This is a genomic window from Nocardioides gansuensis (assembly GCF_003076135.1).
Taxonomy (GTDB): domain Bacteria; phylum Actinomycetota; class Actinomycetes; order Propionibacteriales; family Nocardioidaceae; genus Nocardioides; species Nocardioides gansuensis.
Map to the genome: position 1 here is coordinate 145,824 of NZ_QDGZ01000002.1, position 24,621 is coordinate 170,444.

Consider the following 24,621-nt stretch of genomic DNA (forward strand, 5'->3'; position numbering starts at 1 on the left):
GTCAGTCCTCCTCGCGCCGCAGGGAGCGGGCCGAGAGTGCCGGGTCGTCCGCCCTGAACGACCGGACGGGCCCGGGCGGCGTGTCGGCGGTCTCGAAGCGCACCGTGACGACGCCCTTGCCGGAGCCCCAGACCCAGCCCGCCCCCAGCTCGGCGTGCAGCACGTCCATCCCGGGCGCCCACTGGCCGCGCGAGCGGGGTGCCTCGGGGAGGTCGGGCACGTCGTCCCCCTCCTCCACCTCGCCGAAGAGATCCTCCTGGACCCAGTCGGCGAGCCCCGAGACGCCGACGCCGAGCAGCCGCACGCCGCCGGAGGTGTCGAGGTCGGCGAGCAGGGCCCGCGCGTGGCGCCCGATCACCGGGCCGCTGTCGGTGGGGCTGGGCAACGTCGTGGAGCGGCTCAGGGTGGTGAAGTCGTGCAGGCGCACCTTGATGCTCACGGTGCGCCCCGACAGGCCGTGCTTGCGCAGCCGCTCGCCGACCCCGAGCGCCTGGCGGGTGAGCAGCCCCTCCATCAGCTTGCGGTCGGTCAGGTCGGTGTCGTAGGTCCCCTCCACGCTCACCGACTTGGTCTCCCGCTCGGCGACCACCGGCCGGTCGTCCTGGGCCCGCGCCAGCTGGAAGAGCGAGTGCCCGTGCGCCCGGCCGACGAGCCGCACCAGCTCGTCCTCCGTCACGCGCTCGAGCTCCTCGACCGTGTGGATGCCGGCTCGGCGGAGTCGCTCGGCCGTGGCCGGCCCCACGCCCGGGATGACGGTGACCTGCATCGGCCGCAGGAGCTCGCGCTCGGTGCCCGGGGTGACGACGGTCAGGCCGTCCGGCTTGTCGAGCTCGCTGGCGACCTTGGCGATGAACTTCGAAGTCCCGAGGCCCACGGAGGCGGTGAGCCCACCGGTCACCTCGCGCACCCGGCCGCGCAGCTCCTCGGCGTACGCCGTGACGGTGGGGACCTCGAGGTCCGGCAGCGTGGCCTGGGCGAGGTCGACGAAGGCCTCGTCGAGGGACAGCGGCTCGACCAGCGGCGAGACCGAGCGGAGCAGCTCCATCACCCGCGTGCTGGTCTCTCGATAGGCGTCGAAGCGCCCGCTGAGGAACGCCGCATGCGGGCAGCGGGCGCGGGCCTCGCGGGTGGACATCGCCGACCGGACGCCGTACTGCCGGGCCTCGTACGACGCGGTGGCGACGACGCCGCGCCCCCCGACCCCGCCGACGACCACCGGCTTGCCGCGCAGCGAGGGCTTGTCGCGCTGCTCCACGGAGGCGAAGAACGCGTCGAGGTCGAGATGGAGGACCGAGGCGACCGCACGCATCAGCGGGAGAGGTCCTCGGGCATGGGCGCATTCTCGCAGGCCAGTTGTCGCCCGACTGGCTGTGGGAATCGCGCGTCGGGACCTTTTCCACAGCCAGCGACTGGACGTGGGTTCGGCTGTCCGTGTGCGCGGACAGCGTGGCTCCATGACCATCTCACCCACACCACCAGAGCCCACGCGGCTCCTCGCCCGGACGCCCGAGGACATCGTCGCGTTCGCGCCCGTCGCGCTCGGCTTCACACCCGCCACGTCGGCCGTGATGATCACGGTCGGCCAGGACCAGACGTTCCACGCACGCGTGGACCTCCCGGACGACGTCGACGGCGCCGAGGAGGTCGTCGATGCGCTGCTCGGCCCGGCCCAGCGCCACGAGGTCCGCCAGGTGCTCTTCGTCGTCTACGACGACGACACGGCCGTCGCCGACGAGGTTGCCTGGGCGCTCCACGACGGCTTCACCGCGGCCGGGATCGAGGTCGTCGACGTGCTCCGCGTCCACGACGGCCACTGGTTCGCGGTGCTGCCGGGGCGGCCGCGCTCGGCGTACGCGGGGACGCCGTTCGACACCACCTCGCACCCCTTCGTCGCACAGGCGGTCTACGAGGGCAAGGTGGTGCTCGGGTCCCGCGAGGAGCTGCGCGCCTCCCTCGACCCCGATCCCGGGGCCGTCGCCGCCACGGAGGCGGCCCTCGCCGGGGCACGACCCCTCAGCCCGGCGCAGGTGCAGCGGCTGGTCCGTCACCACACCGCTGCCGGCACGACCTGCGACCCGGACGAGCTGGCCCGGCTGGCGGTCTCGCTGCGCGACCCGGCGCTGCGGGACGAGGCGTGGGGGTGGGTCGACCGGGGCTGGGCGCGCGAGCACCTGGCCTTCTGGCGGGACGCCGTGCGCCGGGTGCCGGAGCACACCATGCCGTCGGTCGCCGCAGTCCTTGCCTTCGCGGCATGGCTGGCGGGGGAGGGGGCGCTCGCCTGGTGCGCCGTTGACCGGTGCCGGGAGGTGCAGCCCGGCCACTCGCTGGCGCGGCTCGTCGCCGACATGCTGACGTCCGCGGCCCCGCCCCGCATGTGGGACCAGGTGCGCCCCGGCAGTGGCATCCACCCGACCGAGCCGGCCGCCTGACCATGGCCCGGGCGCCCCGTGCGTGGCTAGGGTGCCGACATGGGCGAAGAGGTGGAGCAGCAGGAGTTCTCGCGCGCGGACCGCACGCGCCACCGCGAGAAGGTGCGGCGCTGCCTCGACGTCTTCGCGCGGATGCTGCGCGAGGCCAGGTTCGACACCGACGACCCGATGACCGGGCTCGAGGTCGAGCTCAACCTCGTCGACGACCAGGGCGACCCGGCGCTGAAGAACGCCGAGGTCCTGGAGGCGATCGCGGACCCCGACTTCCAGACCGAGCTCGGCCAGTTCAACATCGAGATCAACGTGGCACCCGCCAAGCTCAGGCAGGGCGGGCTCACCACGTTCGAGGAGAGCCTGCGGCGCTCGCTCAACTCGGCCGAGGAGAAGGCCAGCGAGGTCGGCGCCCACCAGGTGATGATCGGCATCCTGCCGACCCTCGCCGAGGGCCACATGTCGGTGGCGTCGCTGAGCTCCAACCCGCGCTACCTGCTGCTCAGCGAGCAGATCCTGGCCGCGCGGGGCGAGGACATCACGATCAACATCTCGGGCCGCGAGCGGCTCTCGACGACGGCCGACTCGATCGTGCCGGAGGCGGCGTGCACCAGCACGCAGTTCCACGTGCAGACGTCCCCGGACTCGTTCGCGGCCTACTGGAACGCCTCCCAGGCCATCGCCGGGGTGCAGCTCGCGGTCGCGGCGAACTCGCCGTACCTGCTCGGCAAGCAGCTGTGGCGCGAGACCCGGATCCCGCTGTTCGAGCAGGCCACCGACACGCGGAGCGAGGAGCTCAAGGCGCAGGGCGTCCGTCCGCGGGTGTGGTTCGGCGAGCGCTGGATCACCTCGGTCTTCGACCTCTTCGAGGAGAACGTGCGCTACTTCCCGGCGCTCCTGCCGGTCACCGACGACGAGGACCCGCTCGAGGTGCTCGAGAGCGGCGGCACCCCGGAGCTGCACGAGCTGCGGCTGCACAACGGCACGATCTACCGCTGGAACCGGCCCGTCTACGACATTGCGGGGGGCGTCCCGCACCTCCGCGTGGAGAACCGCCTCCTGGCTGCGGGCCCGACAGTCGCCGACACCGTCGCCAACGCCGCGTTCTACTTCGGCCTGGTCCGCACCCTGGCCGAGCACGAGCGCCCGCTGTGGTCCCAGATGTCCTTCCAGGCCGCCGAGGAGAACTTCCACGTCGCCGCGCAGCAGGGCATCGACGCGCAGCTCTACTGGCCGGGCATCGGCCAGGTGCGGGCCACCGAGCTGGTGCTGCGCCGGCTGCTCCCGATGGCCCACCAGGGGCTCGAGTCGTGGGGCGTGGAGACTTCCGTGCGGGAGCGCCTCCTGGGGATCATCGAGCAGCGCTGCCTGCGCGGCACCAACGGTGCCGAGTGGTTCGTCGACCGGATGGCCGAGCGGCACGGCGAGGACGTCTACGACGCGCTGCGCGCGACCCTGCTGGACTACCGCGAGCGGATGCACACCAACGAGCCGGTGCACACCTGGGGCTCCGACTAGCCCGGAGGCCTCCAGCGGCGCAGCCGCCGCCACTCGCGGCGTACGCCCGAGACCGGATCGACCCATCCGTCGCGGGTGACGACGACGAAGACCGGCGCCAGGCCGGCGTCGGCACACGCCCCGCGCACGGCGGCCGACCACGCGGCGTCCGCGTCGTGGAGGTCGAGGCCCCCGCTGCGGGTCAGCCAGGCGTACGGCGTGCCAGCCAGCCGCAGGGCCCGGTCGGCCAGGGCCCGGTGGAGCAGCCCGGCGGCGATGTCGGTGCGCAGCGCCGCGTCCAGCCGCTGGCCGGGCCCGACGACCCACGTGGGGGAGACCCGGTCCGGCCTGCCGACGTGGATGGTGACGGGCGCGTGTCGGCGGCGGGACTCGCTCTCCCGGAACTCCAGCACAGCAGCCCGCAGCACGACATGGGTGTCGCGCGAGATCGGCGCCTGCAGGCTCATGCACACCACCCTGCCCCAGGTGGGTGGCGCGCCGCGCCGTGCCCTCCACAGCCTCCCGGTGGGGAGGCGTATCCGATACGGTGCCGGAGTCCGGTGTGAATCACCGCACACCACTCGGAAGAAGGAGGCGCCCATGGGCACCGTCGTCGTCGGTTATGTCCCCAAGCCCGAGGGAGAGGCTGCGCTCGCCACCGCCATCTCGGAGGCTCGCCTGCGCGGCAGCAAGCTGGTGGTCGTCAACTCCCACCGCGGCGGACACGACTTCGACAAGAGCGAGGCCGAGAAGGCCGAGGACGACATGTCGCGCGTGCAGCAGGTGCTCGAGGAGTCCGGACTGGAGTTCGACATCCGCCAGCTGGTGCGCGGCTTCGAGCCGGCCGAGGACCTGATCAGCATCGCCGAGGCCAACTCGGCCGAGCTGCTCGTCATCGGCCTCCGCCGCCGCTCGCCCGTCGGCAAGCTGATCCTGGGCTCCAACGCCCAGCGCATCCTGCTCGACGCGCACTGCCCGGTGCTGGCGGTCAAGGCCGACTGACGCAGGCCAGCCCGGTCGCGGCCACCCCGGGGGAGTCCGGCAGGATGTGGCCATGGGCTTCCACATCACCGGTGACCCGGCGGCCGACAAGGTCCTCGACGACTCCCCGTTCGCGCTGCTCGCGGGGATGATGCTGGACCAGCAATACCCCATGGAGCACGCCTTCAGGGGCCCTGCGAAGGTCGTCGACCGCTTCGGCTCCTTCGATCCCGCCGCGATCGCGGCTGCCGACCCGGAGGAGTTCGCCGCCGTGGCGGCGACCACGCCGGCGATCCACCGCTTCCCCGGCTCGATGGCCGCGCGCCTGCAGGAGCTCGCCCGGATCGTCGAGGAGCAGTACGACGGGGACGCCTCCCGCCTCTGGACGGAGGCCGCTGACGCCCGGGACCTCCTCAAGCGCGTGATGGCGCTCCCCGGCTTCGGCAAGCAGAAGGCCCAGATCTTCGTGGCCCTGCTCGCCAAGCAGCTCGGCGTACGACCCGAGGGCTGGGAGCAGGTCGTCGGTGACTACGCGCTCGACGGCTATCGCTCCGTCGCAGACGTCGTGGACGAGGCCTCGCTGCAGAAGGTGCGCGACTTCAAGAAGGCCAAGAAGGCCGCTGCCAAGGCGTCCGCCTCGAGCTGAGCCGGGCCGATGAGCAGGACTGACCCGACGGCCGTCCAACCGGGCGTCCGCCCGGCGTCATCGGGGAGCCTCGGGGGCCCTCCCTGCCTCGAGCCGGCTGCCCTGCCCGAGCGTCTGGTCCGGATGAGCATGTCCGGCCGCGTGGTGGTGGGCATCACCGGCGCACCCGGGAGTGGGAAGTCCACCCTGGCCGCCAGCCTGGCGTCGAGAATGGGGGAGCGGTGCGTCGTGGTGCCGATGGACGGCTTCCACCTCACCGACGCGGAGCTCGGCCGGCTGGGCCTGGCCGACCGGAAGGGGGCACCCGAGACCTTCGACGTCCGAGGCTTCGTCCATGCCGTCGGTCGGATACGCCGGGAGGTCGACGCCACCGTCTACCTGCCCGAGTTCGACCGCAGCGCCGAGCAGTCGGTCGCGGGTGCGATCGCTGTCCGTCCGACGCACTGCGTGGTGCTCGTGGAGGGCAACTACCTGCTGCTGGACGCGCCCGGGTGGCAGGAGGTCCGGTCGCTGCTGGACGAGGTGTGGTTCGTCGAGGGAGACGAGGACGTGCGAGTCCGCCGGCTCGTCGAGCGGCACGTCCGGCACGGCAGGTCGCCGGATGCGGCCGAGGAATGGGTCATGCGCTCGGACCAGGCCAACGCCGCCCTTGTCGCCGCGACACGGACGGAAGCCGATGCCGTCGTGAGGATCGACTGAAAGTACCTCGGGCAAGGTGTGCATCGTCCCCGGATGAGCAAGGATGGCGACTCGTGAGAAGCGATGACGTGACGCCAGCCCTGGTCGCCGGGATCGACTCGTCGACGCAGGCCACGAAGGTGGTGGTCTGCGACGCGGGCACGGGCGAGGTGGTGCGCGAGGCCCGGGCGCCCCATCCCGACGGGACCGAGGTCGATCCCGAGCGGTGGTGGGAGGCACTCCGCGCGGCCACCTCGGACGGGATCCTCGACGGCGTCAGCGCCGTCGGCGTGGGCGGCCAGCAGCACGGCATGGTCGCCCTCGACGAGGACGGCCAGGTCCTCCGGCCCGCGCTGCTCTGGAACGACACCCGGTCCGCCGGCGCTGCCGGCGACCTCGTCTCGGACCTGGGCGGACCGGAGCAGTGGGTCGACGCCGTGGGCTCGGTGCCCGTGGCCGCGCTGACCGTGACGAAGCTCCGCTGGCTTGCAGAGCACGAGCCCGAGACCGCGGCCCGTGTCGCCGAGGTGGTCCTGCCCCACGACTGGGTGACCGCCCGCCTGCGGGGTGCCGACCGGGTGCGACCGGGCACCGCGCGCACCGACCGCGGCGACGCCTCGGGTACCGGCTACTGGTCCCCCCACGAGGACCGCTACCGGCTGGACATCCTCCGGCTCGCCCTCGGACGGGACGTGGGCCTGCCACCGGTGGTCGGGCCCGCGGACACCGTGGGAGAGGCGCCCGGCGGCATGCTCGTCTCCGCAGGCACCGGCGACAACATGGCGGCTGCCCTGGGCCTGGGCCTCGAGCCCGGTGACGTCGTCGTCTCCCTCGGCACGAGCGGCACGGCCTTCGCCGTCCACGACCGTCCCGCGGCCGACCCGACGGGCGCCGTGGCGGGGTTCGCCGACGCGAGCGGGCGGTTCCTGCCCCTGGTGTGCACGCTGAACGCCGCCCGCGTGCTCACCGCCGCGGCGACCATGCTCGGCACCGACCTGGCGGGGCTGGAGCGCCTGGCCCAGCAGAGCGCTCCGGGCGCCGGAGGGCTGGTCCTCCTTCCCTACCTCGACGGCGAGCGCACGCCGGACCTGCCCTTCGCGTCCGGGACCCTCGGCGGCCTCCGCCGCGGCAACGCCACGCCCGAGAACCTCGCGCGGGCGGCCGTGGAGGGCATGCTGTGCGGGCTCGCGGACGGGGTCGACGCCCTCACCGCCCAGGGCGTGCCCGTGCGGCGCGTGCTGCTGATCGGCGGCGCGGCCCGCTCGACCGCCGTCCAGGTGGTCGCCCAGAACCTGTTCGGGGTGCCCGTCGACGTGCCCCCTCCGGGCGAGTACGTCGCCCTCGGGGCCGCCCGCCAGGCAGCCTGGGCGGTCGCGGCCCAGCGCGGGCAGGCGGAGCTGCCGGCGTGGTCGCACCGCCCGGCGGTGAGCCTGCGTCCCGACGACCCGGCCGCCGGCACGCGGGTGCGCGAGCAGTACCAGGCGCTGCGGACCGCCGTGCACCCGACGACCCGGCGCGAGGGGCGTTCTGAGCCTGCTACGTGATTCCCACCAGGGCCGTGGCAGAATACGAAGCGCGGCTCTTGACGTCTCCGGGCCTCGCCGCGCCCCGAAGTCTCCTCACGAGAGGTGTTCGTGTCCCCGCACGCACGCAAGTTGCTCCCTGCTGAGGTGCTCGCGCACCCGTCCATCGTGGCCTTGGTCGAACGGGGGACCCCCACCGGCACTGTCTCGCCGGACGAGGTCCGCCAGGCAAGCGAGGATGCCCAGGTCGAGCCCCGCCACCTCAAGGCGCTGCTGGTGCACCTGAGCGGCCTCGGCATCTCGGTGCACCTCGACGCCTCCTCCTCGCGTGCGGTCGCCGCCACCTCGGCGCGGAAGACCACCACCGCGTCGACGACCAAGGCTGCCGCGAAGAAGGCGCCGGCCAAGAAGGCGGCTGCCGCGAAGACGACCGCCCCCACCAAGAGTGCCGCCAAGAAGGCCCCCGCGCAGAAGGTGGCCGGCGAGGCCGCCGACGCGGCGGTCGACGAGGTCGTGCCCGCGGTCGGTCCCGACGGCACGAAGATCCTGCCCGACCTGCCCGACGAGCAGTTCGAGGTCGACGTCGCAACCGACCCCTCCATCAAGGAGGACGAGAAGGAGGCGTCGTTCGTCGTCTCCGCCTCCGACGACACCGACGAGCCCGAGCAGCAGGTCATGGTCGCCGGCGCCACCGCCGACCCGGTCAAGGACTATCTGAAGCAGATCGGCAAGGTGCCCCTCCTCAACGCCGAGATGGAGGTCGAGCTCGCCAAGCGGATCGAGGCCGGTCTCTTCGCCGAGGAGAAGCTGGCCAAGGGTGGCAAGATCACCCCCAAGCTGCTCGACGAGCTGGAGTGGATCGCGGAGGACGGCCGCCGCGCCAAGAACCACCTCCTCGAGGCCAACCTCCGCCTCGTCGTCTCGCTCGCCAAGCGCTACACCGGCCGCGGCATGCTCTTCCTGGACCTCATCCAGGAGGGCAACCTGGGCCTCATCCGTGCGGTCGAGAAGTTCGACTACACCAAGGGCTACAAGTTCTCGACCTACGCGACCTGGTGGATCCGCCAGGCGATCACCCGCGCGATGGCCGACCAGGCGCGCACCATCCGCATCCCGGTGCACATGGTGGAGGTCATCAACAAGCTGGCCCGCGTCCAGCGCCAGATGCTGCAGGACCTGGGCCGCGAGCCCACGCCGGAGGAGCTCGCCAAGGAGCTCGACATGACCCCCGAGAAGGTCATCGAGGTCCAGAAGTACGGCCGCGAGCCGATCTCGCTGCACACCCCGCTCGGCGAGGACGGCGACTCGGAGTTCGGTGACCTGATCGAGGACTCCGAGGCCATCGTGCCGGCCGACGCGGTCAGCTTCACGCTGCTCCAGGAGCAGCTGCACGCCGTGCTCGACACGCTGTCGGAGCGCGAGGCGGGCGTGGTCTCGATGCGCTTCGGCCTCACCGACGGCCAGCCCAAGACGCTCGACGAGATCGGCAAGGTCTACGGCGTGACGCGCGAGCGCATCCGCCAGATCGAGTCGAAGACGATGTCCAAGCTGCGCCACCCGAGCCGCTCGCAGGTCTTGCGCGACTACCTCGACTGATGCGGACACAGCCCGCCGCCGCGGCACTCCTCGTGCTGCTCGCGGCGGGCTGTTCCGCGTCCGGGCCGGGTGCGGAGCGGGCGCCCTCCCCGTCCCGGCAGCCGACCTCCGGGGTCGCGACGCCCACGGCCGAGCCCACGGCGCCCACGGAGCCCACCCAGCCGACGGCCGAGCCCCCGAAGCGCCCCCTGCGGGCCCGGGACTTCGACACCCCGGCGGCGATGGCGGTCGTCCGCCACCTCGCCGGCACCATCGGCCCGCGGCATGCCACCAGCCCCGCCTACCGCGCGGCGGCCGCGTGGACGGCGAGCTACTTCCGGCGCCTGGGCTACGACGTACGCCGCGAGCGATTCGCCGTGCCGGGAGGAGACTCCTGGGGTGTGCCGGTCGAGGCCGGCGCCTCGTGGAACGTCGTCGCCACTCCGCCGGGCTTCCAGCCGAAGGCGCCACACCTCGTCGTGGGCGCCCACCTCGACACGGTGCCCCAGGCGCCCGGAGCCGAGGACAACGCCTCGGGCGTCGGCGTGCTCCTCGCGGTGGCGCAGGCCCTCGCCGAGGGGGAGGCCCGGCTCCCCGTGGTGCTGGTCGCCTTCGGGGCGGAGGAGCCGCGGGGGCTGACCGACGCCGACCACCACTACGGCTCTCGCGCGCACGTCGCGGCGCTGTCCCGGGCCGAGCGCGCGGCAGTGCGCGGCATGCTCTCGCTCGACCGGGTGGGCGTGGGCAGCGTGGTGCCGGTCTGCACCGCCACCGGCGGCACCGACCCGGCCCAGGAGCAGGCCCTGACGGCGGCCCGGCGTGCCCGCGTACCGGCGCAGCCGTGCGTCAACCGCTCCAGTGACCACTGGTCCTTCGTCCGTGCAGGCCTGCCCGGCGTGCGGATCGGTGGCACCTCGTACACCGGCTACCACAGTCCGCAGGACGTCGTCTCCGTCGTCGACGAGGCCCAGCTCGGACGCACCGGACGCCTGGTGCTCTCCTGGCTGGCCCCGGGCAGCTAGCGGACGACGCCCATGTCGGCCAGCACGGCCCGGCCCTCGGCGCCCCGGAGCGGACGTGGCGTGAAGGTGGCGTCCATCCGGTAGGGGGTGAGGTCGACCCGGCGGACGCGAGCGTCGCGGATGGTCGCGGTGAGGACGACCCCCTCCAAGGTCTGCTCCATGAAGTCCATGTCGAAGACCGCGTTGCCCAGCGAGTGGTAGATCCGCATGCCTCGGTGGCGCTCGACGCCCTGCACCCAGTGCGGGTGGCCGCCGACGACGAGGTCGGCCCCCGCGTCCACCAGCCCGCGCCCGACGAGCGACTGCACCGGCCAGGGGGTGTGGGTGTACTGCTCACCCCAGTGGGGGAGTACGACGACCACGTCGACGCGCCGGTCGAGCCGCCGCACCGCCCGGAGCACCCGCCCCAGGTCGCCGTGGTGGAGCGGCCCGGTGCGCGGGGGCATCCGCACCGAGAGCGCACCGGGAGTCCCCGGGGCCGCCCTCGGGGTCTCCCCGATGGCGTTGAACGCCAGGAAGCCGACGCGCACGCCACCCCGCTCGACCACGGCCGGCCGCAGGGCGGTGCGGAGGTCCCGCCCGGCGCCGACCGGCCGGATGCCGGACCCCTCGAAGGCCCGCAGCGTCTCCACGAGGGCGTCGGGTCCGTGGTCGCCGACGTGGTTGTTGCCGAGCGAGAGCACGTCGAAGCCAGCACCTGCGAGACCGCGCAGCACCGACGGCGGGGCGGAGAAGTAGTCGTCCTGGGTCGGCGGGCCCGCGGTCGAGAGGGTGCTCTCCAGGTTGCCGACGGTGATGTCTGAGCGGCGCAAGAGCGGCCTCAGGTGCCGCAACGTGTCGGTGGGGTCGTCGTGCACGGCGGCGACGCGTCGGCCGAGCATGAGGTCGCCGACCACGGTCAGGGTGATCGGCCCTGCCGGCGGGCTGGAGGGCGTGGCGCCCGGCGGCGGGGTCGGCGCGGCTGCCGGGGACGGGGTGGGAGCGGCCTCCGGCTCCTCCGGCGGCGGCCCCGGGCCGGCTGAGCAGGCGGTCAGCAGCATGAGGGCCGCGCACCCGCGTCGTACCCACCCCCACTGCCCCATGGCCGCCACACTAGACCCGGACGTCCGCCGGAGCTGCTGAGGTCATTCCTCGCCGGATGCAACCCTGAGCGGAGGAGCAAGCGTCCTGAGGGCACACCCGAAGGACACGACGATGGAGAACCAGATGACCACCCTCGCCCGCATCACGGCCGCCGCCCTCGGTGGCGCGGCCCTCCTGCTGAGCACCCTCGCCGCACCAGCCCAGGCCGAGGTCTACGGGATCGACGACCCCGCGGACGCGTCGGCCTCGCTGACCGACATCCACGCGCTCTCCGTGCGCCACGGGGCCGACAACGTCGTGGTGAAGGTCAGGTTCGCCGACCTGCGGCGCAAGGGCTCGGCCGGCATGAGCGTCTTCCTCGACAGCGACCGGGCGAGTGCCGGCCCGGAGTACGTGCTCGGCATGGGCCTCTCCGACGGCACCGACTACCTGCTCACGCCCGCGGACGGGTGGCGGTCGGCCCAGCAGTCCGTGGACTGCGACTACCAGGCGTGGCTTCGCTACGACCGCGACGTCGCCAAGGTGCGGATCAGCCGCGGCTGCCTCGACGAGCCCGAGGAGGTGCGGGTCAGCGTCAAGATGACCGACGACTCCGATGCCTCCCACCCGATCACCGACTGGGCACCGGGCAAGCGCCGCTTCACCCTGCCGGTCGCCCGGGGCTGATCGACGTCAGCCGGCCGCGACCAGCGCCACGGCAGCCCCGCACAGCACGAGCCCGAGGCCCTGCGCGCGGTGCACGTGCTCGCGGAGCGCGGTCGCGGCCAGCACGATCGTCACAGCGGGATAGAGGGACGTGAGCACCGCTGCCACCGTGAGGAGGCCGGTCTGCGTCGCGAGCAGGAACGCCAGCACGGCACCGCTCGCCATCAGGCCGGCCACTACCCCCCACAGCTCCGAGGCGTGCCGCGGCAGCCACGCGGCCCCGAGGGCCACCGCCGTGAGGGCCACCGCGACCATGGCCACCGCCTGGCACACGGCCAGCGGCCAGTAGCCGGCCTCCTCCGGCACCTGACCCATGGCGGCGAACAGCACGCCGAAGCCAACGCCGGCCAGGACCCCGTCGACCAGGCCAGCGGCCAGGTCTCCGCCGGAGTCCGGCTCCCTGCTCACCAGCCAGATGCCCGGCACCGCCGCCGCGATGCCGGCCCACACCAGCGCCTCCGGACGCTCGCCGGCCGCCACCCCCACGACGACGGGCAGCAGCGCGGCACCCACGGCCGACACCGGGGCGACCACGCCCATCCGCCCGGCCGCGAGGCCGCGGTAGAGGAAGGCCCCTCCGGTGCCGCTGCCCACGCCCGCCAGGGCCCCCCACGCCAGGTCGGTGCCGGTGGGGGCGCCGCCGATCCCGGCCGCGAGCAGCACAGCGCCGAGGAGACCGCCGACGCCGGCGGTGAAGGCGACCGGCCAGGCGGAGGTACGCCGTGACGCGAGGCCGCCGATGAAGTCCGACACGCCGTAGGCCACGGCCGCGGCGAGGGCCAGCAGCACGCCCATCTCAGGTCACCACCAGCCCGACGACCCAGACCAGGGCCGCCAGCGTGGCCGCGGCGAGCTCGATCAGGATGGACACGCCGACGGCCCTGAGCGCGTGCCGGGTGGCCGGGCCGGCGGCGGCCGTGCCGACGCGGCGCCGCTCCGCGACGTACACGCCGAGGACGAAGCCGAGGAACAGGCCGACCACCGGCACGACGAAGAACCCGACGGCGCCCAGCACCGCCCCGAACAGCAGGGTGGAGCGGGGCACGCCGTTCGCCCTCAGGCTGCGCCCGGGCACGGCGTACTTCACGACCGTGCCGACGACCAGCAGGGTGGTCGCCACGGCGAAGACGATCCAGGCGTCGCGGGTGGCGACCTCGGTGGCCCAGACCAGGATGGCGGCCAGCACCAGCAGGGTGCCGGGCAGCACCGGGACGATGATGCCGAGCAGTCCGAGCATGATGGCGACGGCGACGATGACTTCGGTCACGCTCACGCGCCCGAGCCTCCCATGTGGGGCCGTGGAGACGGACGACGGCCCCGGACCTTGCGGTCCGGGGCCGTCGAGGGTCGGTGGGCGGTCAGCGCTCGTCGTCGGTCGTCACCGCAGGGGTCTGGTGCAGCTTGTGGGTCTCGTCCACGACCGTCACGGCGATCTCACGGAGCTTGTCGCCGTGCTCGCGCGCGTGGTGGGCGCAGAAGAGAAGCTCGCCACCGCTCTGGAGCTCGACCCGCAGGTATGCCTGCGCGCCGCAGCGGTCGCAGCGGTCGCTCGCCGTGAGCGCAGCGCGGTCAGGGGCAATGGCAGTGGTCACATCGGCCTCATTTCTCTCCATCGGTGTCTGCCCCAACGTAGCGACGGGGCCAAAGATTCCCCGCCCGCCGAAGCCGACTCCCACCATCCTGTCATTAGATTCGTTACCCCGAATGCCTTATCCCCAAGCGTGGACCCGGCTTTCCTTACCGTAGACCCGGCCACCGACATCCCGCGGCAGCGTGCCCTGCGCGGTCCACCGGCGTGTCGCGGGTAGATTCGCCCCTTGTGGCAGCACCGGCAGACAACACCTACAACGCAGCGCACCTCCTCGTCCTGGAGGGGCTCGAGGCGGTCCGCAAGCGCCCGGGCATGTACATCGGCTCGACGGACACGCGCGGGCTCATGCACTGCCTGTGGGAGATCATCGACAACGGCGTCGACGAGGCGCTCGCGGGCGTCGCGCGCCGCGTCGAGGTGACCCTGCTCGCCGACGGGTCCGTCGAGGTGTACGACGACGGGCGCGGCATCCCGACCGACAAGGAGCCGAAGACCGGGCTGCCGGGCGTCGAGGTCGTGGCCACCAAGCTGCACGCGGGCGGCAAGTTCGGCGGCGGGTCCTACGTCGCCACCGGCGGCCTCCACGGCGTCGGCCTGTCCGTGGTCAACGCGCTGTCGTCGCGGATGGACATCGACGTCGACCGCGCGCCCCACCAGCAGGGCATCTCCTTCCAGCGAGGCGTGCCCGGGGTCTTCGACGGCGACGGCCCGACGGCGACCTTCACCCCGAAGTCCGGGCTGACCCGCAAGGGCAGGCGCGTCGCCAAGGGCAAGACCGGCACCCTGATCCGCTTCTGGCCCGACCGCCAGATCTTCACCAAGGACGCCAGGTTCGAGCTCGAGGGCCTGCTCGGCCGGGCCCGGCAGACGTCCTACATCGTCCCCGGCCTGGAGCTGGTGATCCGCGACCAGCGCGGCCCGGAGCTCGTGGAGGAGAAGTTTCTCCACGAGGGCGGCATCAGCGAGTTCGCCGACTTCCTGTCCGAGGGGGAGCCCGTCACCGACATCCTGCGCCTGCAGGGTGCGGACACCTTCACCGAGACCGTGCCGCTGCTCGACGACTTGGGCCACATGACGCCCCAGGAGGTCGAGCGCGAGCTGACCGTCGACGTCGCGCTCCGGTGGAGCAACACCTACGACACCACCGTCCGGTCCTACGTCAACGTGATCGCCACCCCCAAGGGCGGCACCCACGTGAGCGGCTTCGAGCAGGCCGTCACCGCGACGTTCAACGACGTGATGCGGTCCGCGAAGGTGCTCAAGGTCAACGACGACAACGTGATCAAGGACGACGTGCTCGAGGGCATGACCGCCGTGGTCACGGTCCGCCTCGCGGAGCCGCAGTTCGAGGGCCAGACCAAGGAGATCCTCGGCACGCCGGCCGCGCGCGCCGTCGTACGCAAGGTGGTCTCCTCGGAGCTCAAGGCGTTCCTGACGTCCACCAAGCGGGCCGAGAAGGCCCAGGCCAAGCTGGTCATGGACAAGGTCTACGGCGCCGCCAAGACGCGGCTGGCGGCCAAGCAGCACAAGGAGACGCAGCGGCGGAAGAACGCCCTGGAGTCCTCGGCGCTGCCGGCCAAGCTCGCCGACTGCCGCGCCGCCGACAACGAGCGCACCGAGCTGTTCATCGTCGAGGGCGACTCGGCGCTCGGCACCGCCAAGCTGGCGCGCGACTCGGAGTACCAGGCGCTGCTGCCCATCCGCGGCAAGATCCTCAACGTCCAGAAGGCCTCGGTCGGCGACATGCTCAAGAACGCCGAGTGCGCCTCGATCATCCAGGTCGTCGGCGCCGGCTCGGGGCGCACCTTCGACCTCGACGCGGCGCGCTACGGCCGGATCATCTTCATGGCCGACGCCGACTCCGACGGCGCCCACATCCGCTGCCTGCTGGCGACCCTCTTCTTCACCTACATGCCCGACCTGATCAAGGCCGGCCGGGTGTTCACCGCGGTGCCGCCGTTGCACCGGATCGAGATCTCCAACCCGCGCAAGGGGACGGACAAGTACGTCTACACCTACTCCGACGACGAGCTGCAGCGGAGGCTCGCCGAGCTGAAGAAGAAGAACATCCGCTGGAAGGACCCGGTGCAGCGCTACAAGGGCCTGGGCGAGATGGACGCCGACCAGCTGGCCGAGACCACGATGGACCCGCGCCACCGGACGCTGCGCCGGCTCACCATCGACGACGCCGAGTCGGCCACCCAGGTCTTCGAGCTGCTGATGGGCTCCGACGTGGCACCGCGCAAGGAGTTCATCGTCCAGGGTGCCTACGAGGTCGACGTCGAGTCCCTGGACGCCTGAGTAGTCGACGCGCCGTCCGGCACCCTGACCCCGTCGGGCGCCGGACGACCCGTCGGGCGATGCCGGGTCTACGACCCCTCGCGGACCTCGTAGATCTCGTCGGCGACGAGGCCGTGCGCCTCACGGTGGACGGTGCTGGCGGCGTCTGCTGACGGGGCCTCGGCGAGGCAGAAGATCTTGCCGTTGGCCTCGTCCACCCAGTAGCGCAGGTACTTCACGTCGTACTTGTCCTGCGTGGCGAGGTCGGCCATGTGGGCCTTGGCGACTTCCTCGATGCCGACGGCGTCGCCCATGTTGTGGACATCCATGAAGAGCGGCATGACGGGGTTCCTCTCGTTCGGTGGTGGATGACCTCGAACGTAGGTCCGCGGGCGGGCGCTCCGCATCGGGAGCGGATCCCTATCTCGGGGCTGTGGCCTCCCCACCCAGGCGCAGCAGCCCACGCTCCCGGGCGGCCGCGGACGCCTCCCGTCGGTTGGCGACGCCGAGCTTGCCGAGCACCGCCGACACGTGGTGGTCGACCGTCTTGGGCGAGATGACCAGGGCGGCGGCGATCTCGTCGTTGGTCAGCCCGGCCACGATCCCGTGCAGGACGTCCTGCTCCCGCGGCGTGAGGCCGGCGGGGTGAGCGAGGGTGCCGGTACGCCGCGTGCGCGGCACCGCCATGCCGGCGGCGCGCAGCCCCCGGCGGGCCGCGGCCAGGGTGGCGGTCGCGCCGAGGCGCTCCAGCACCTCCAGCGCGCGGCGGGCGGAGTCGGGGTCGCCCGCGTCGAGGAGGGCCAGCGCGGCGGCGTGGTCGCAGCCGAGGGCCTGCCACTGACGGGCGGCGCCGGCGTGGTCGCCCGCGAGCTCGACCGCGTAGGGGTCGGGACAGCCGGGAGGCGGTGTGACGGCGACGCCGAGTCGGCGGGCCCACACCGCCGCCATCCCGGACAGCCGGGGGATGCGCGCCCGGTCCAGCGCCGCCTGGGCCCGCTCCCGGGCGTCCTGGTCGCGGCCGGCCAGCCAGTCGGCCTCCGCCTCGGTGACCGCGGCGAGGACCCGCCAGCGCGACTCGAGGGCGGCCTCGGCGCGGGGGAGTGCCGCTGCCAGGACCTCCCGGCCGTCAGGGTCTCCGCGCCGCAGCTTGATCCGGGCGGCCACCAGCTGGAGCTGGAGCATGCTGAGCGGCGACATCACCGGGCCGGACAGGAGCCCCTGGACCAGGTCGAGCGCCTCGTCCCAGCGGCCCGTGGCGAGCAGCGCCTCGGCGCGCAGCGAGCGCAGGGTGGTGGCGAAGGTGACGACGTCGTGCTCCTCGCAGAACGCCAGACCCGCGCGGAAGACCTCCTCGCCCGCGCCGTACTGGTGCTCGTCGACGTGGATGCCGTACGCGTAGGCATAGGTCCGGGCGGCAACCATGGCACTGCCGCAGGCGAGCGCGGCGGAGACGGCATCGTCGGCTGCCTCCCGCCAGGGCAACCCCAGCGCGGCCCTGGAGACCGCGACGGTCTCCAGGGCGTCGGCGAGGACGTCCGGCAGGCCGAGCGACTCCGCGAGCGCCACGGCCTGGTGTGCGAGTGCGAGGCCGGCCTCGTGGTCGTCCTGGAGGCAGTGCATCGCGGCCAGGTGCTTGACGACCCGGGCGAGCTCGGGCGACGGCCCGAGCGGCTCGAGCAGGGCGTACGCCCGATGGCTCGCCGCCTGCGCCTCGGCCCCGCGGGACAGGCGCCACAGGCAGATGGCCAGGTGACGCCACACGTCACCCTCGCGCAGTGCGTCGCCCACCTCCTGCCAGAGGGCGAGCGCCACCTGCATCTCGGCCAGGGCGGCCGCCCAGTCGTCCTGCGAGGCGAGCGCAAGCCCCGCCACCTCATGGAGGACTGCCCGGGTCGCCGGTGGGGCGCCGGCCGCGCTGGCCAGGGCGCTGCGGCAGTGCGCGACAGTCTCCCGAGGTGCCCCCATGGCGGCGGCATGGTGGGCGGCCTCGGTGGCGTGCTCGAGCACGGCTGCATGGTCGCCGGCCCCCTGCGCGTGGAAGGCCAGCTGGGCGGGGTCGGCGTCGCCCCGGCGCACCAGCTCGGCCAGCAGCAGCCGGTGCACCTCGACCCGGCGGTGCGGCGGCACGGAGTCCTCGACCGCCAGTCGTGCGAGCTCGTGGCGGAAGCGGGTCGTCGTGGTCCCGTCGCTCACCAGGAGTCCGGCTGCCACCAGCTCGTCGAAGCAGGCGAACGGCGCCTCGACGACGGCGCCCACGAGGGCGGGGTCGAGCCGCGGGCCGGCCAGGGCGGCCACCTCCACCACCTCGCGGCACTTGGACGACAGCGTCGCGACACGCGCGAGGACGGAGTCGCGCGCCGAGTGGGGGAGCCGCTCGCCGGGACTGAGGAGGAGCTCGGTGACGAAGAACGGGTTGCCGTCGGTGAGGCGGTGGACCTCGTCGGGGTCGAGGCCGGTGCCCTCCACCATCACCGCGATGGCGCCCGGGGTCAGCAGCGGGAGGGTGATCCGGCGCAGCGCCCGCTCCCGTGCCAGCTCGCCGAGCGCGATCCGCAGCTGACCGCGCGCACCCTGGTCGTCGCGGAAGCTGACCAGGAGCAGCACCCGAAGCCGCTGAACGCGCCTGCCGAGGTGGCGCAGCAGGTCGAGGGTGGCGTCGTCGGCCCAGTGCACGTCCTCGAAGACCAGGACGGTGAGGCGGTCGCTTGTCCGGAGGTGGTCGAGGAGCAGCGTGAAGAGCACCTCACGGCTCGCCCCTGCCCGGCAGGCGGCCTCGAGGGCGCCGCCGAGATCGACGGAGATGTCGTGCAGCGGGGCCAGCGGCCGGGGAGTCGCGAGCCCGTCGCAGGCGCCCCAGCACCACAGGGCGTCGGTCAGGTGCCGCTCAGCGCGCTCGAGCAGGGTGGACTTGCCGACGCCGGCTTCTCCCTCGACGAGCACCAGGCGCCCCAGGCCGCAGTCCGCCTCGGCGGCGTACTCGAGCAGGGCGTCGAGCTGGGTCTCGCGCTCGAGGAAGTCCACCCCTCGATTGTCGCGCCGCCGGACGCCAGGGGGCGAGTGGTCTGGACCGGGGTCAGAACTTCTGCTCGAGGAGCCCGGTGTCGACGTCGTAGAGGAAGCCGCCGACCTTGACGGTCCCCGGGATGAGCGGGTGCGACCGGACCTTCTGCACGTCCTCCTGCAGGGCGGCGATCTGGTCGCTGATGACGTGGAACTGCTGCCACGACGCGTCCTGACCGGCCGACTCGCCGACCTTCACCCAGAGCTCCTGCTCGGTGTGCTTGGCCATCGCGCAGCTGGTGTGCGGGACGACCAGGATCCGGTTGACGCCGAGGAGGTGTACGCCGAGCACCAGGGCCTCGAGGGCGGCACTCGTCACGCGCCCACCCGGGTTGCGGAAGATCTTGGCGTCACCGTGCTCGAGCCCCAGCATCCGCAGGGGGTCGATGCGGGAGTCCATGCAGGTCACGATGGCGACGCCCGCATGGGCAACGCCGTCGAACCCGCCCAGCTCGAAGTCCGCTGCGAACTCACGGTTGGCGGCGATCAGGTCATCGAAGTCGTCTGAGACAGCACCCACGAGGAGGAGGCTAGCGACTTCAGCCGCCGGTGCTGAGCAGGTCCCGAGTGGAGAGATCGGTGGGCTCGGTCTCACGGAAGAGGACCAGGGCGAGAAGGGCCGCCGCCAGTGCGCACCCGGCGGCTCCCCAGAAGACCGCGTGCTCCTGCGCGATCCCGGCGACCCGCAGCAGGTCGGTGAACTCGGCGCACCGGCTCTTGCCGTCGCACACCTCCTGCACTGGCGGGACCGCGGCCTGCTCGGCGTAGTAGCGGCGCAGCCCGAGCGTGGTGAGGGCGGAGATGCCCACGAGCATGCCGACCATGCGGGCGACCACCACGAAGGCGCTGGCAAGGCCGTGGACGTCGTCGTCGGTGTGCGCGAGCAGCGCGGCGTTGACGGGCGCCAGCGCGAGGCCGAAGCCGAAGCCGCCGACGAGCAGGGCCACGTTGGCCACCGGCTCGTCCAGGGTCGTCAACCCCCACCTCGTCATCAGCACGAACCCGACCGCGGCGAGCAGCATCCCGGCCGCGGTCACCAGCGCGGGGGAGAGGCGGCGGATCAGGAAGCCCCCCGCGATCGCGCCCACGGGCAGGGCTACGAGGAACCGGACGAGCACGAGCGCGGCCATCAGCTGGGAGTCGGGATAGACGGTCGTGCGGGCGAAGAGCGGGATGTCGATCAGGGCGGCGATGAGGGCGGCGCCGACGAAGAAGCTCACGAGCAGTGCGCCCCACGCCGGGGTGCGCCGCAGCGCGCCGCGGGGCACCAGCGGGGTGCCGGCCCGGCGGAGGTGGAGGGCGAAGGCGGCAGTGGCCACGGCAGCTCCTAGCAGGAACCACAGGCCCTGGTCGGAGAAGACCTGCACCTGCGGGTCGGCGGTGGCGAACGCCAGGATCACCCCGGCCAGCCCGGTCGCCAGCAGCAGCGCGCCGAAGACGTCGGCCTCGGCGAGGCTGGCGGCCCATCGCCGGAGGTCCAGCAGCGGCCGGGGGGCGAACCAGCACCACACCAGCAGCCCCACCGCCGAGCCCATCGCGATCACGCCCACCGGCGTCAGCCAGCGGCCGTCGCCGGCGTACGGGATGAAGAGCTGGCCCCAGGTCAGGTCGCGCATCAGCGCCGCGGGGCGGACGAAGACCAGGGCGCCGGCGAGCAGCGCGGTGGCTGCGAGCGCCACGCCGACGAGGTCTGTGCGGATGCGCCGACTCGGCGCCTCGCGCGTGTGCAGATGAGCCGACTCGGCGCCTCCGGCGTGTGCAGATGAGCCGAGTCGGCGGATGGCGGCGGCCAGGACGAGGCCGACGGCGAGGTTGATGCCGAAGATGGCCCGCCAGTCGGCGACGGCCAGCACGAGCGCCCCGAAGAGTGGGCCGAGGACCGAGCCGAGCTCCTGGACGGCCGAGACGACGCCGAGGGGTACGCCGCGGCGCTGGGGCGGGTAGAGGTCGGCGACCAGGGCCAGGGTGGCCGGGACGAGGCCGCCGCCGCCCACGCCCTGGAGGAACCGGCCGACCACCATGGAGGGCAGGTCGTAGGCGAGCGCCGTCACGAGCGAGCCCAGGGCGAAGAGGACCAGGGAGGCGACCAGCACCGGCACCCGGCCACGCAGGTCCGCGATGCGGCCGATCAGGGGCAGCATCGCGACGTAGCCCAGCAGGAACCCCGAGACGATCGGGGCGGCGCGCTGCAGCTCGTCGATCGGGATGCCCGAGCTGGTCATCATGTCCGGCAGGGCCAGCACGACCACGTAGGTGTCGGCGGCCGCGAAGGCGACCGCGACCGCGGCGAGGGCGAGCAGCACCCGGGGGGACGCCGGCGAGGCGCCGCGGGTCATGGCGCGACGATCTCCGCAGACGTGTCGTAGTCCTCGAAGGAGACGGTGTAGGTCATCTCCTCGCTCCCGGGGTAGAACACGCCCGTCAGGTCGGCCTTGCGCAGCTCCCCCTCGGCGGACACGAGGTATTCGACGTCGAACGAGTCTCCCGAGGAGCTCGGGATTACCTGCTGCACCGCGCTCCCGGGGACGGTGCCCGTGTAGGTCGTGAGCACCTCGGAGTTGTCGGCGCCGCCGCGGACGCTCTCGCCCTCCTCGAGGTCCTTGGTCTGGGTCAGCAGCGCCGGGAAGCCGGTGGCCGGGTCGACCAGGTCCGCCGGGTCGGGCGCGCCGTAGTCCGCCGGGTCGACCTTGCTCCAGCCGGTCGTGAAGGGGATCTTGGCGTGGACCGTGTCATCGACCGCGATCACCGGCACCTCGACGTTCTGGCCGGCGAAGACGACGGTGAGGGTGCCGTCGAAGGCCGGCGCGTTGGTGGCGACGCCCTCGGCCCTCGTGACGCCGGTGACGCCAGGCGGCAGGACTGCGGTCCTGAGGCTGAGCTGCACGCCGCTCGTCTCGCTGAGCCGGTCGCTGGCTCCGGCCAGCACCTCCTCCGGTGTCTGCTCCTCCGAGACCGGCTCCTCGCCACCGCCCGTGCAGGCGGTCAGCGCCAGGACGGCGAGCGGGACGAGGAGGGCGAGGCGGGCAGCTGGCATGGCGTCAGCCTTCCACAGCGTCGGCCGCCGCCAGCTGCAGCGCGACCGGGCCCGCGACGGCGGCGATCGGCTGGGATCCGGGCAGGCCCGAGCCGTCGCGCTTGCCGTTGGCCTCGGGCAGCACGATCGGCGCGCCGCTGTCGGCGGCGGCACGCGCCGGGGCGGGCCCGGCCCACGCCGCGACGAGGGTGTCCTCGCCCTTGAGGAACCGGTGGCAGCGCACGCCGCCGGTGGCGCGGCCCTTGGCGGGGTATTCGCTGAACGGGGTGACCTTGACGGCGCCTGCCTCGGTGCCGGGCAGGGCGGTCGACGACCCGGAGGCAGTGACGACCACCGACGCCGCGGGATCGAGCGACCCGAAGAAGACGACCCGCTCCCCGGCCGTCAGCCGCACGCCGGCGATGCCACCGCCGGAGCGGCCCTGGGGGCGCACGCCCTCGGCGCCGAAGTGGAGCAGCTGGGCGTCGGAGGTGATGAAGCACAGCGTCTCGGTGCCGGTGGCCAGCTCGACGGCGCCGACCACCTCGTCACCCTCCTTGAGCGAGATGACCTCCCACTCGTCCCGGCCGAGCACCTCCGGGTTCACCCGCTTGACCACGCCGTCCCGGGTGCCGAGCGCGAGCCCCGGTCCGTCGGTCGCCAGGGAGGTCAGCGCCAGGGCCCGTTCGCCGGGGTCCAGCGGCAGGACCTCGCTGAGCGGCAGGCCGCCCTGCAGGTTGGGGTCGTTGGCCGAGTCGGGCAGCTCCGGCATGTCGAGCACGCCCAGCTTGACGAGCCGGCCGCGTGAGGTGAGCACGCCGACCTCGCCGCGCGCCGTCGTACGGACTGCGGAGACGACGACGTCGTGGTTGGCGCGGCCCTCGCCGTGGCCGGGGCGGGCGTCGCTGCTGGTGCGGGCGAGCAGGCCGGAGGAGGACAGGTAGGCGAAGCACGGGTCGTCGGCCACCTCGAGCGGCGCGGCGGACGCCGACACGGTGGTGCCGGCGGAGGCGAGCAGCACCGTGCGCCGCGGAGTGCCGTAGGTCTTGGCGACCCCGGCCAGCTCGTCGGAGACGACCTTGCGGAGCAGCTTGTCGTCGCCGAGGATCGCGTCGAGCTCCTCGATCTGGCGCTCCAGCTCGGTCTTCTCCTTCTCCAGCTCGATCCGGCTGAACTTCGTGAGGCGGCGCAGCTGCATCTCCAGGATGTACGTCGCCTGCGCGTCGCTGAGGTCGAAGACGTCCCTCAGCCGCTCCTTGGCCTGGCCGGCGTCGTCGCTGGAGCGGATCAGCTGGATCACCTCGTCGATGTCGAGGATCGCGACCAGCAGGCCCTCGACCAGGTGCAGCCGGTCGGCGGCCTTGCCGCGCCGGAACGCCGAGCGGCGGCGTACGACGTCGAAGCGGTGCTGGAGGAAGACCTCGAGCAGCTCCTTGAGGCCGAGCGTGCGGGGCTGGCCGTCGACGAGGGCGACGGTGTTGATCCCGAAGGAGTCCTCCATCGGGGTCAGCTTGTAGAGCTGCTCCAGCAGGGCCTCGGGCACGAACCCGTTCTTCACCTCGATCACCAGGCGCAGGCCGTGGGCGCGGTCGGTGAGGTCCTTGATGTCGGAGATGCCCTGCAGCTTCTTGGCCAGCACGAGGGCCTTGATCCGCTCGACGACGCGCTCGGTGCCCACGCCGTACGGCAGCTCGGTGACCACGATGCCCTTGCGCCGGGCGGTGACCGACTCGACGCGGGCCGTGGCGCGCATCCTGAAGGAGCCGCGGCCGGTCTCGTAGGCGTCGCGCACCCCGTCGAGGCCGACGATCTTGCCGCCCGTCGGCAGGTCGGGGCCGGGGATGAAGCGCATCAGGTCGTCGAGGGTCGCGCCGGGGTGGCTGATCAGGTGCCGCAGCGCCTGGACGACCTCGACCAGGTTGTGCGGCGCGATGTTGGTGGCCATGCCGACCGCGATGCCGGTGGTCCCGTTGACGATCAGGTTGGGGATCGCCGACGGGAGGACCACCGGCTCCATCTCGCGGGAGTCGTAGTTGGGCTTGAAGTCGACGGTGTCCTCGTCGATCGAGGCGGTCATCGCGACGGCTGCGGGCGCCATCCGGCACTCGGTGTAGCGCATGGCCGCCGGAGAGTCGTCAGGACTACCGAAGTTTCCGTGGCCGTCGATGAAGGGCACCCGCATCGACCACGGCTGGGCCATCCGGACGAGCGCGTCGTAGATCGCGCCGTCGCCGTGCGGGTGCAGCTTGCCCATCACCTCGCCGACCACGCGGGCGCTCTTGACGTGACCGCGGTCGGGCCGCAGCCCCATCTCGTCCATCGTGTAGAGGATGCGGCGCTGCACCGGCTTGAGGCCGTCGCGCGCGTCGGGCAGCGCCCGGGAGTAGATGACCGAGTAGGCATACTCCAGGAACGACGCCTCCATCTCCTGCTTGATGTCGGTGTCGAGGATGTGCTCCTCGAAGTCGTCGGGGAGAGGCTGCTTGGTCGTACGTCGTGCCATGCGGGGCATTCTCCCTGCCGCTCCCACGGGATCGACGGCGGCCA

22 protein-coding genes are annotated in these 24,621 nt (G+C 72.9%); 10 read left to right on the forward strand and 12 right to left on the reverse strand.

What is annotated here, in order from left to right; genetic code table 11:
- Position 1: 1 nt before the first annotated feature.
- Positions 2-1,309 (reverse strand): DNA polymerase IV, encoded by a 1,308-nt coding sequence (locus DDE18_RS04960; protein WP_116571151.1) that lies wholly within the window; start codon positions 1,307-1,309, stop codon positions 2-4.
- Positions 1,310-1,454: 145 nt separating this feature from the next.
- Here DDE18_RS04960 and DDE18_RS04965 point away from each other — a divergent pair, with 145 nt between their 5' ends.
- A complete protein-coding gene (locus DDE18_RS04965) occupies positions 1,455-2,429 on the forward strand; it encodes a DUF4192 domain-containing protein (RefSeq protein ID WP_116571152.1) in 975 nt (324 codons plus the stop codon).
- A gap of 39 nt (positions 2,430-2,468) precedes the next feature.
- Positions 2,469-3,938: a glutamate-cysteine ligase family protein gene (locus tag DDE18_RS04970; RefSeq protein ID WP_116571153.1), complete on the forward strand. Its 1,470-nt coding sequence runs from the start codon at positions 2,469-2,471 to the stop codon at positions 3,936-3,938.
- On the opposite strand, the gene DDE18_RS04975 is transcribed toward DDE18_RS04970, so the two are convergent.
- On the reverse strand, positions 3,935-4,384 hold the full coding sequence (locus DDE18_RS04975; protein ID WP_116571154.1) for a hypothetical protein: 450 nt from the start codon (positions 4,382-4,384) through the stop codon (positions 3,935-3,937). The two genes, DDE18_RS04970 and DDE18_RS04975, sit on opposite strands and share 4 nt — an antisense overlap.
- A gap of 133 nt (positions 4,385-4,517) precedes the next feature.
- On the opposite strand from DDE18_RS04975, the gene DDE18_RS04980 reads away from it, so the two are divergent.
- The 6 genes from DDE18_RS04980 to DDE18_RS05005 all read left to right on the forward strand — a co-directional run bounded on the left by DDE18_RS04980 (position 4,518) and on the right by DDE18_RS05005 (position 10,342).
- Complete coding sequence (locus tag DDE18_RS04980) at positions 4,518-4,919, forward strand: universal stress protein (RefSeq protein ID WP_116571155.1); 402 nt, start codon at positions 4,518-4,520, stop codon at positions 4,917-4,919.
- A 52-nt stretch (positions 4,920-4,971) separates the two neighbouring features.
- Positions 4,972-5,544 (forward strand): HhH-GPD-type base excision DNA repair protein, encoded by a 573-nt coding sequence (locus DDE18_RS04985; protein WP_116571156.1) that lies wholly within the window; start codon positions 4,972-4,974, stop codon positions 5,542-5,544.
- 9 nt (positions 5,545-5,553) lie between these two features.
- Entirely contained in the window at positions 5,554-6,243 is a 690-nt protein-coding gene (locus DDE18_RS04990; RefSeq protein WP_116571157.1) for a nucleoside/nucleotide kinase family protein, read from the forward strand.
- A 68-nt stretch (positions 6,244-6,311) separates the two neighbouring features.
- Positions 6,312-7,766 (forward strand): xylulokinase, encoded by a 1,455-nt coding sequence (xylB, locus tag DDE18_RS04995; protein ID WP_245916454.1) that lies wholly within the window; start codon positions 6,312-6,314, stop codon positions 7,764-7,766.
- 84 nt (positions 7,767-7,850) lie between these two features.
- Positions 7,851-9,341 (forward strand): RNA polymerase sigma factor, encoded by a 1,491-nt coding sequence (locus DDE18_RS05000; RefSeq protein WP_245916455.1) that lies wholly within the window; start codon positions 7,851-7,853, stop codon positions 9,339-9,341.
- Entirely contained in the window at positions 9,341-10,342 is a 1,002-nt protein-coding gene (locus DDE18_RS05005; protein ID WP_245916456.1) for a M28 family metallopeptidase, read from the forward strand. Before DDE18_RS05000 ends, DDE18_RS05005 begins: the two co-directional genes overlap by 1 nt.
- Here DDE18_RS05005 and DDE18_RS05010 read toward each other — a convergent pair.
- Positions 10,339-11,424: a CapA family protein gene (locus DDE18_RS05010; protein WP_133241162.1), complete on the reverse strand. Its 1,086-nt coding sequence runs from the start codon at positions 11,422-11,424 to the stop codon at positions 10,339-10,341. The genes DDE18_RS05005 and DDE18_RS05010 overlap by 4 nt on opposite strands.
- A gap of 112 nt (positions 11,425-11,536) precedes the next feature.
- Here DDE18_RS05010 and DDE18_RS05015 point away from each other — a divergent pair, with 112 nt between their 5' ends.
- Positions 11,537-12,091: a hypothetical protein gene (locus DDE18_RS05015; RefSeq protein ID WP_116571159.1), complete on the forward strand. Its 555-nt coding sequence runs from the start codon at positions 11,537-11,539 to the stop codon at positions 12,089-12,091.
- 6 nt (positions 12,092-12,097) lie between these two features.
- On the opposite strand, the gene DDE18_RS05020 is transcribed toward DDE18_RS05015, so the two are convergent.
- From DDE18_RS05020 to DDE18_RS05030, 3 genes are all read right to left on the reverse strand, one after another.
- Positions 12,098-12,925 (reverse strand): EamA family transporter, encoded by an 828-nt coding sequence (locus DDE18_RS05020; RefSeq protein WP_116571160.1) that lies wholly within the window; start codon positions 12,923-12,925, stop codon positions 12,098-12,100.
- 1 nt (position 12,926) lies between these two features.
- Positions 12,927-13,403 carry a DUF456 domain-containing protein gene (locus tag DDE18_RS05025; protein WP_245916457.1) on the reverse strand — a complete coding sequence of 159 codons (477 nt, stop codon included), beginning with the start codon at positions 13,401-13,403 and terminating at the stop codon, positions 12,927-12,929.
- 85 nt (positions 13,404-13,488) lie between these two features.
- Entirely contained in the window at positions 13,489-13,743 is a 255-nt protein-coding gene (locus DDE18_RS05030; protein ID WP_211754411.1) for a DUF7455 domain-containing protein, read from the reverse strand.
- 206 nt (positions 13,744-13,949) lie between these two features.
- Here DDE18_RS05030 and DDE18_RS05035 point away from each other — a divergent pair, with 206 nt between their 5' ends.
- Entirely contained in the window at positions 13,950-16,022 is a 2,073-nt protein-coding gene (locus DDE18_RS05035) for a DNA gyrase/topoisomerase IV subunit B (protein ID WP_245916458.1), read from the forward strand.
- Positions 16,023-16,090: 68 nt separating this feature from the next.
- Here the strand turns inward: DDE18_RS05035 and DDE18_RS05040 are convergent, their stop codons facing one another.
- The 6 genes from DDE18_RS05040 to DDE18_RS05065 all read right to left on the reverse strand — a co-directional run bounded on the left by DDE18_RS05040 (position 16,091) and on the right by DDE18_RS05065 (position 24,577).
- Positions 16,091-16,342: a DUF4242 domain-containing protein gene (locus DDE18_RS05040; RefSeq protein WP_116571163.1), complete on the reverse strand. Its 252-nt coding sequence runs from the start codon at positions 16,340-16,342 to the stop codon at positions 16,091-16,093.
- Positions 16,343-16,421: 79 nt separating this feature from the next.
- Positions 16,422-19,022: an ATP-binding protein gene (locus tag DDE18_RS05045; RefSeq protein ID WP_116571164.1), complete on the reverse strand. Its 2,601-nt coding sequence runs from the start codon at positions 19,020-19,022 to the stop codon at positions 16,422-16,424.
- Positions 19,023-19,074: 52 nt separating this feature from the next.
- Entirely contained in the window at positions 19,075-19,581 is a 507-nt protein-coding gene (locus DDE18_RS05050; RefSeq protein WP_116571165.1) for a beta-class carbonic anhydrase, read from the reverse strand.
- A 19-nt stretch (positions 19,582-19,600) separates the two neighbouring features.
- On the reverse strand, positions 19,601-21,397 hold the full coding sequence (locus DDE18_RS05055; protein ID WP_116571166.1) for an MFS transporter: 1,797 nt from the start codon (positions 21,395-21,397) through the stop codon (positions 19,601-19,603).
- The gene (locus DDE18_RS05060) at positions 21,394-22,095 is read right to left on the reverse strand and encodes an LppX_LprAFG lipoprotein (RefSeq protein ID WP_116571167.1); all 702 of its coding nucleotides are present in this window, start codon (positions 22,093-22,095) and stop codon (positions 21,394-21,396) included. The genes DDE18_RS05055 and DDE18_RS05060 overlap by 4 nt, the downstream gene beginning before the upstream one ends.
- A gap of 4 nt (positions 22,096-22,099) precedes the next feature.
- The gene (locus DDE18_RS05065; protein WP_116571168.1) at positions 22,100-24,577 is read right to left on the reverse strand and encodes a DNA gyrase/topoisomerase IV subunit A; all 2,478 of its coding nucleotides are present in this window, start codon (positions 24,575-24,577) and stop codon (positions 22,100-22,102) included.
- Positions 24,578-24,621 lie beyond the last annotated feature (44 nt).

Coding starts and splice junctions, on each gene's coding strand:
- DDE18_RS04960 (WP_116571151.1), bottom strand. CDS start 1,309: ATGCGTGCGGTCGCCTCGGTCCTCCATCTCGACCTCGACGCGTTCTTC.
- DDE18_RS04965 (WP_116571152.1), top strand. CDS start 1,455: ATGACCATCTCACCCACACCACCAGAGCCCACGCGGCTCCTCGCCCGG.
- DDE18_RS04970 (WP_116571153.1), top strand. CDS start 2,469: ATGGGCGAAGAGGTGGAGCAGCAGGAGTTCTCGCGCGCGGACCGCACG.
- DDE18_RS04975 (WP_116571154.1), bottom strand. CDS start 4,384: ATGAGCCTGCAGGCGCCGATCTCGCGCGACACCCATGTCGTGCTGCGG.
- DDE18_RS04980 (WP_116571155.1), top strand. CDS start 4,518: ATGGGCACCGTCGTCGTCGGTTATGTCCCCAAGCCCGAGGGAGAGGCT.
- DDE18_RS04985 (WP_116571156.1), top strand. CDS start 4,972: ATGGGCTTCCACATCACCGGTGACCCGGCGGCCGACAAGGTCCTCGAC.
- DDE18_RS04990 (WP_116571157.1), top strand. CDS start 5,554: ATGAGCAGGACTGACCCGACGGCCGTCCAACCGGGCGTCCGCCCGGCG.
- DDE18_RS05005 (WP_245916456.1), top strand. CDS start 9,341: ATGCGGACACAGCCCGCCGCCGCGGCACTCCTCGTGCTGCTCGCGGCG.
- DDE18_RS05010 (WP_133241162.1), bottom strand. CDS start 11,424: ATGGGGCAGTGGGGGTGGGTACGACGCGGGTGCGCGGCCCTCATGCTG.
- DDE18_RS05015 (WP_116571159.1), top strand. CDS start 11,537: ATGGAGAACCAGATGACCACCCTCGCCCGCATCACGGCCGCCGCCCTC.
- DDE18_RS05020 (WP_116571160.1), bottom strand. CDS start 12,925: ATGGGCGTGCTGCTGGCCCTCGCCGCGGCCGTGGCCTACGGCGTGTCG.
- DDE18_RS05030 (WP_211754411.1), bottom strand. CDS start 13,743: ATGGAGAGAAATGAGGCCGATGTGACCACTGCCATTGCCCCTGACCGC.
- DDE18_RS05040 (WP_116571163.1), bottom strand. CDS start 16,342: ATGCCGCTCTTCATGGATGTCCACAACATGGGCGACGCCGTCGGCATC.
- DDE18_RS05055 (WP_116571166.1), bottom strand. CDS start 21,397: ATGACCCGCGGCGCCTCGCCGGCGTCCCCCCGGGTGCTGCTCGCCCTC.
- DDE18_RS05060 (WP_116571167.1), bottom strand. CDS start 22,095: ATGCCAGCTGCCCGCCTCGCCCTCCTCGTCCCGCTCGCCGTCCTGGCG.
- DDE18_RS05065 (WP_116571168.1), bottom strand. CDS start 24,577: ATGGCACGACGTACGACCAAGCAGCCTCTCCCCGACGACTTCGAGGAG.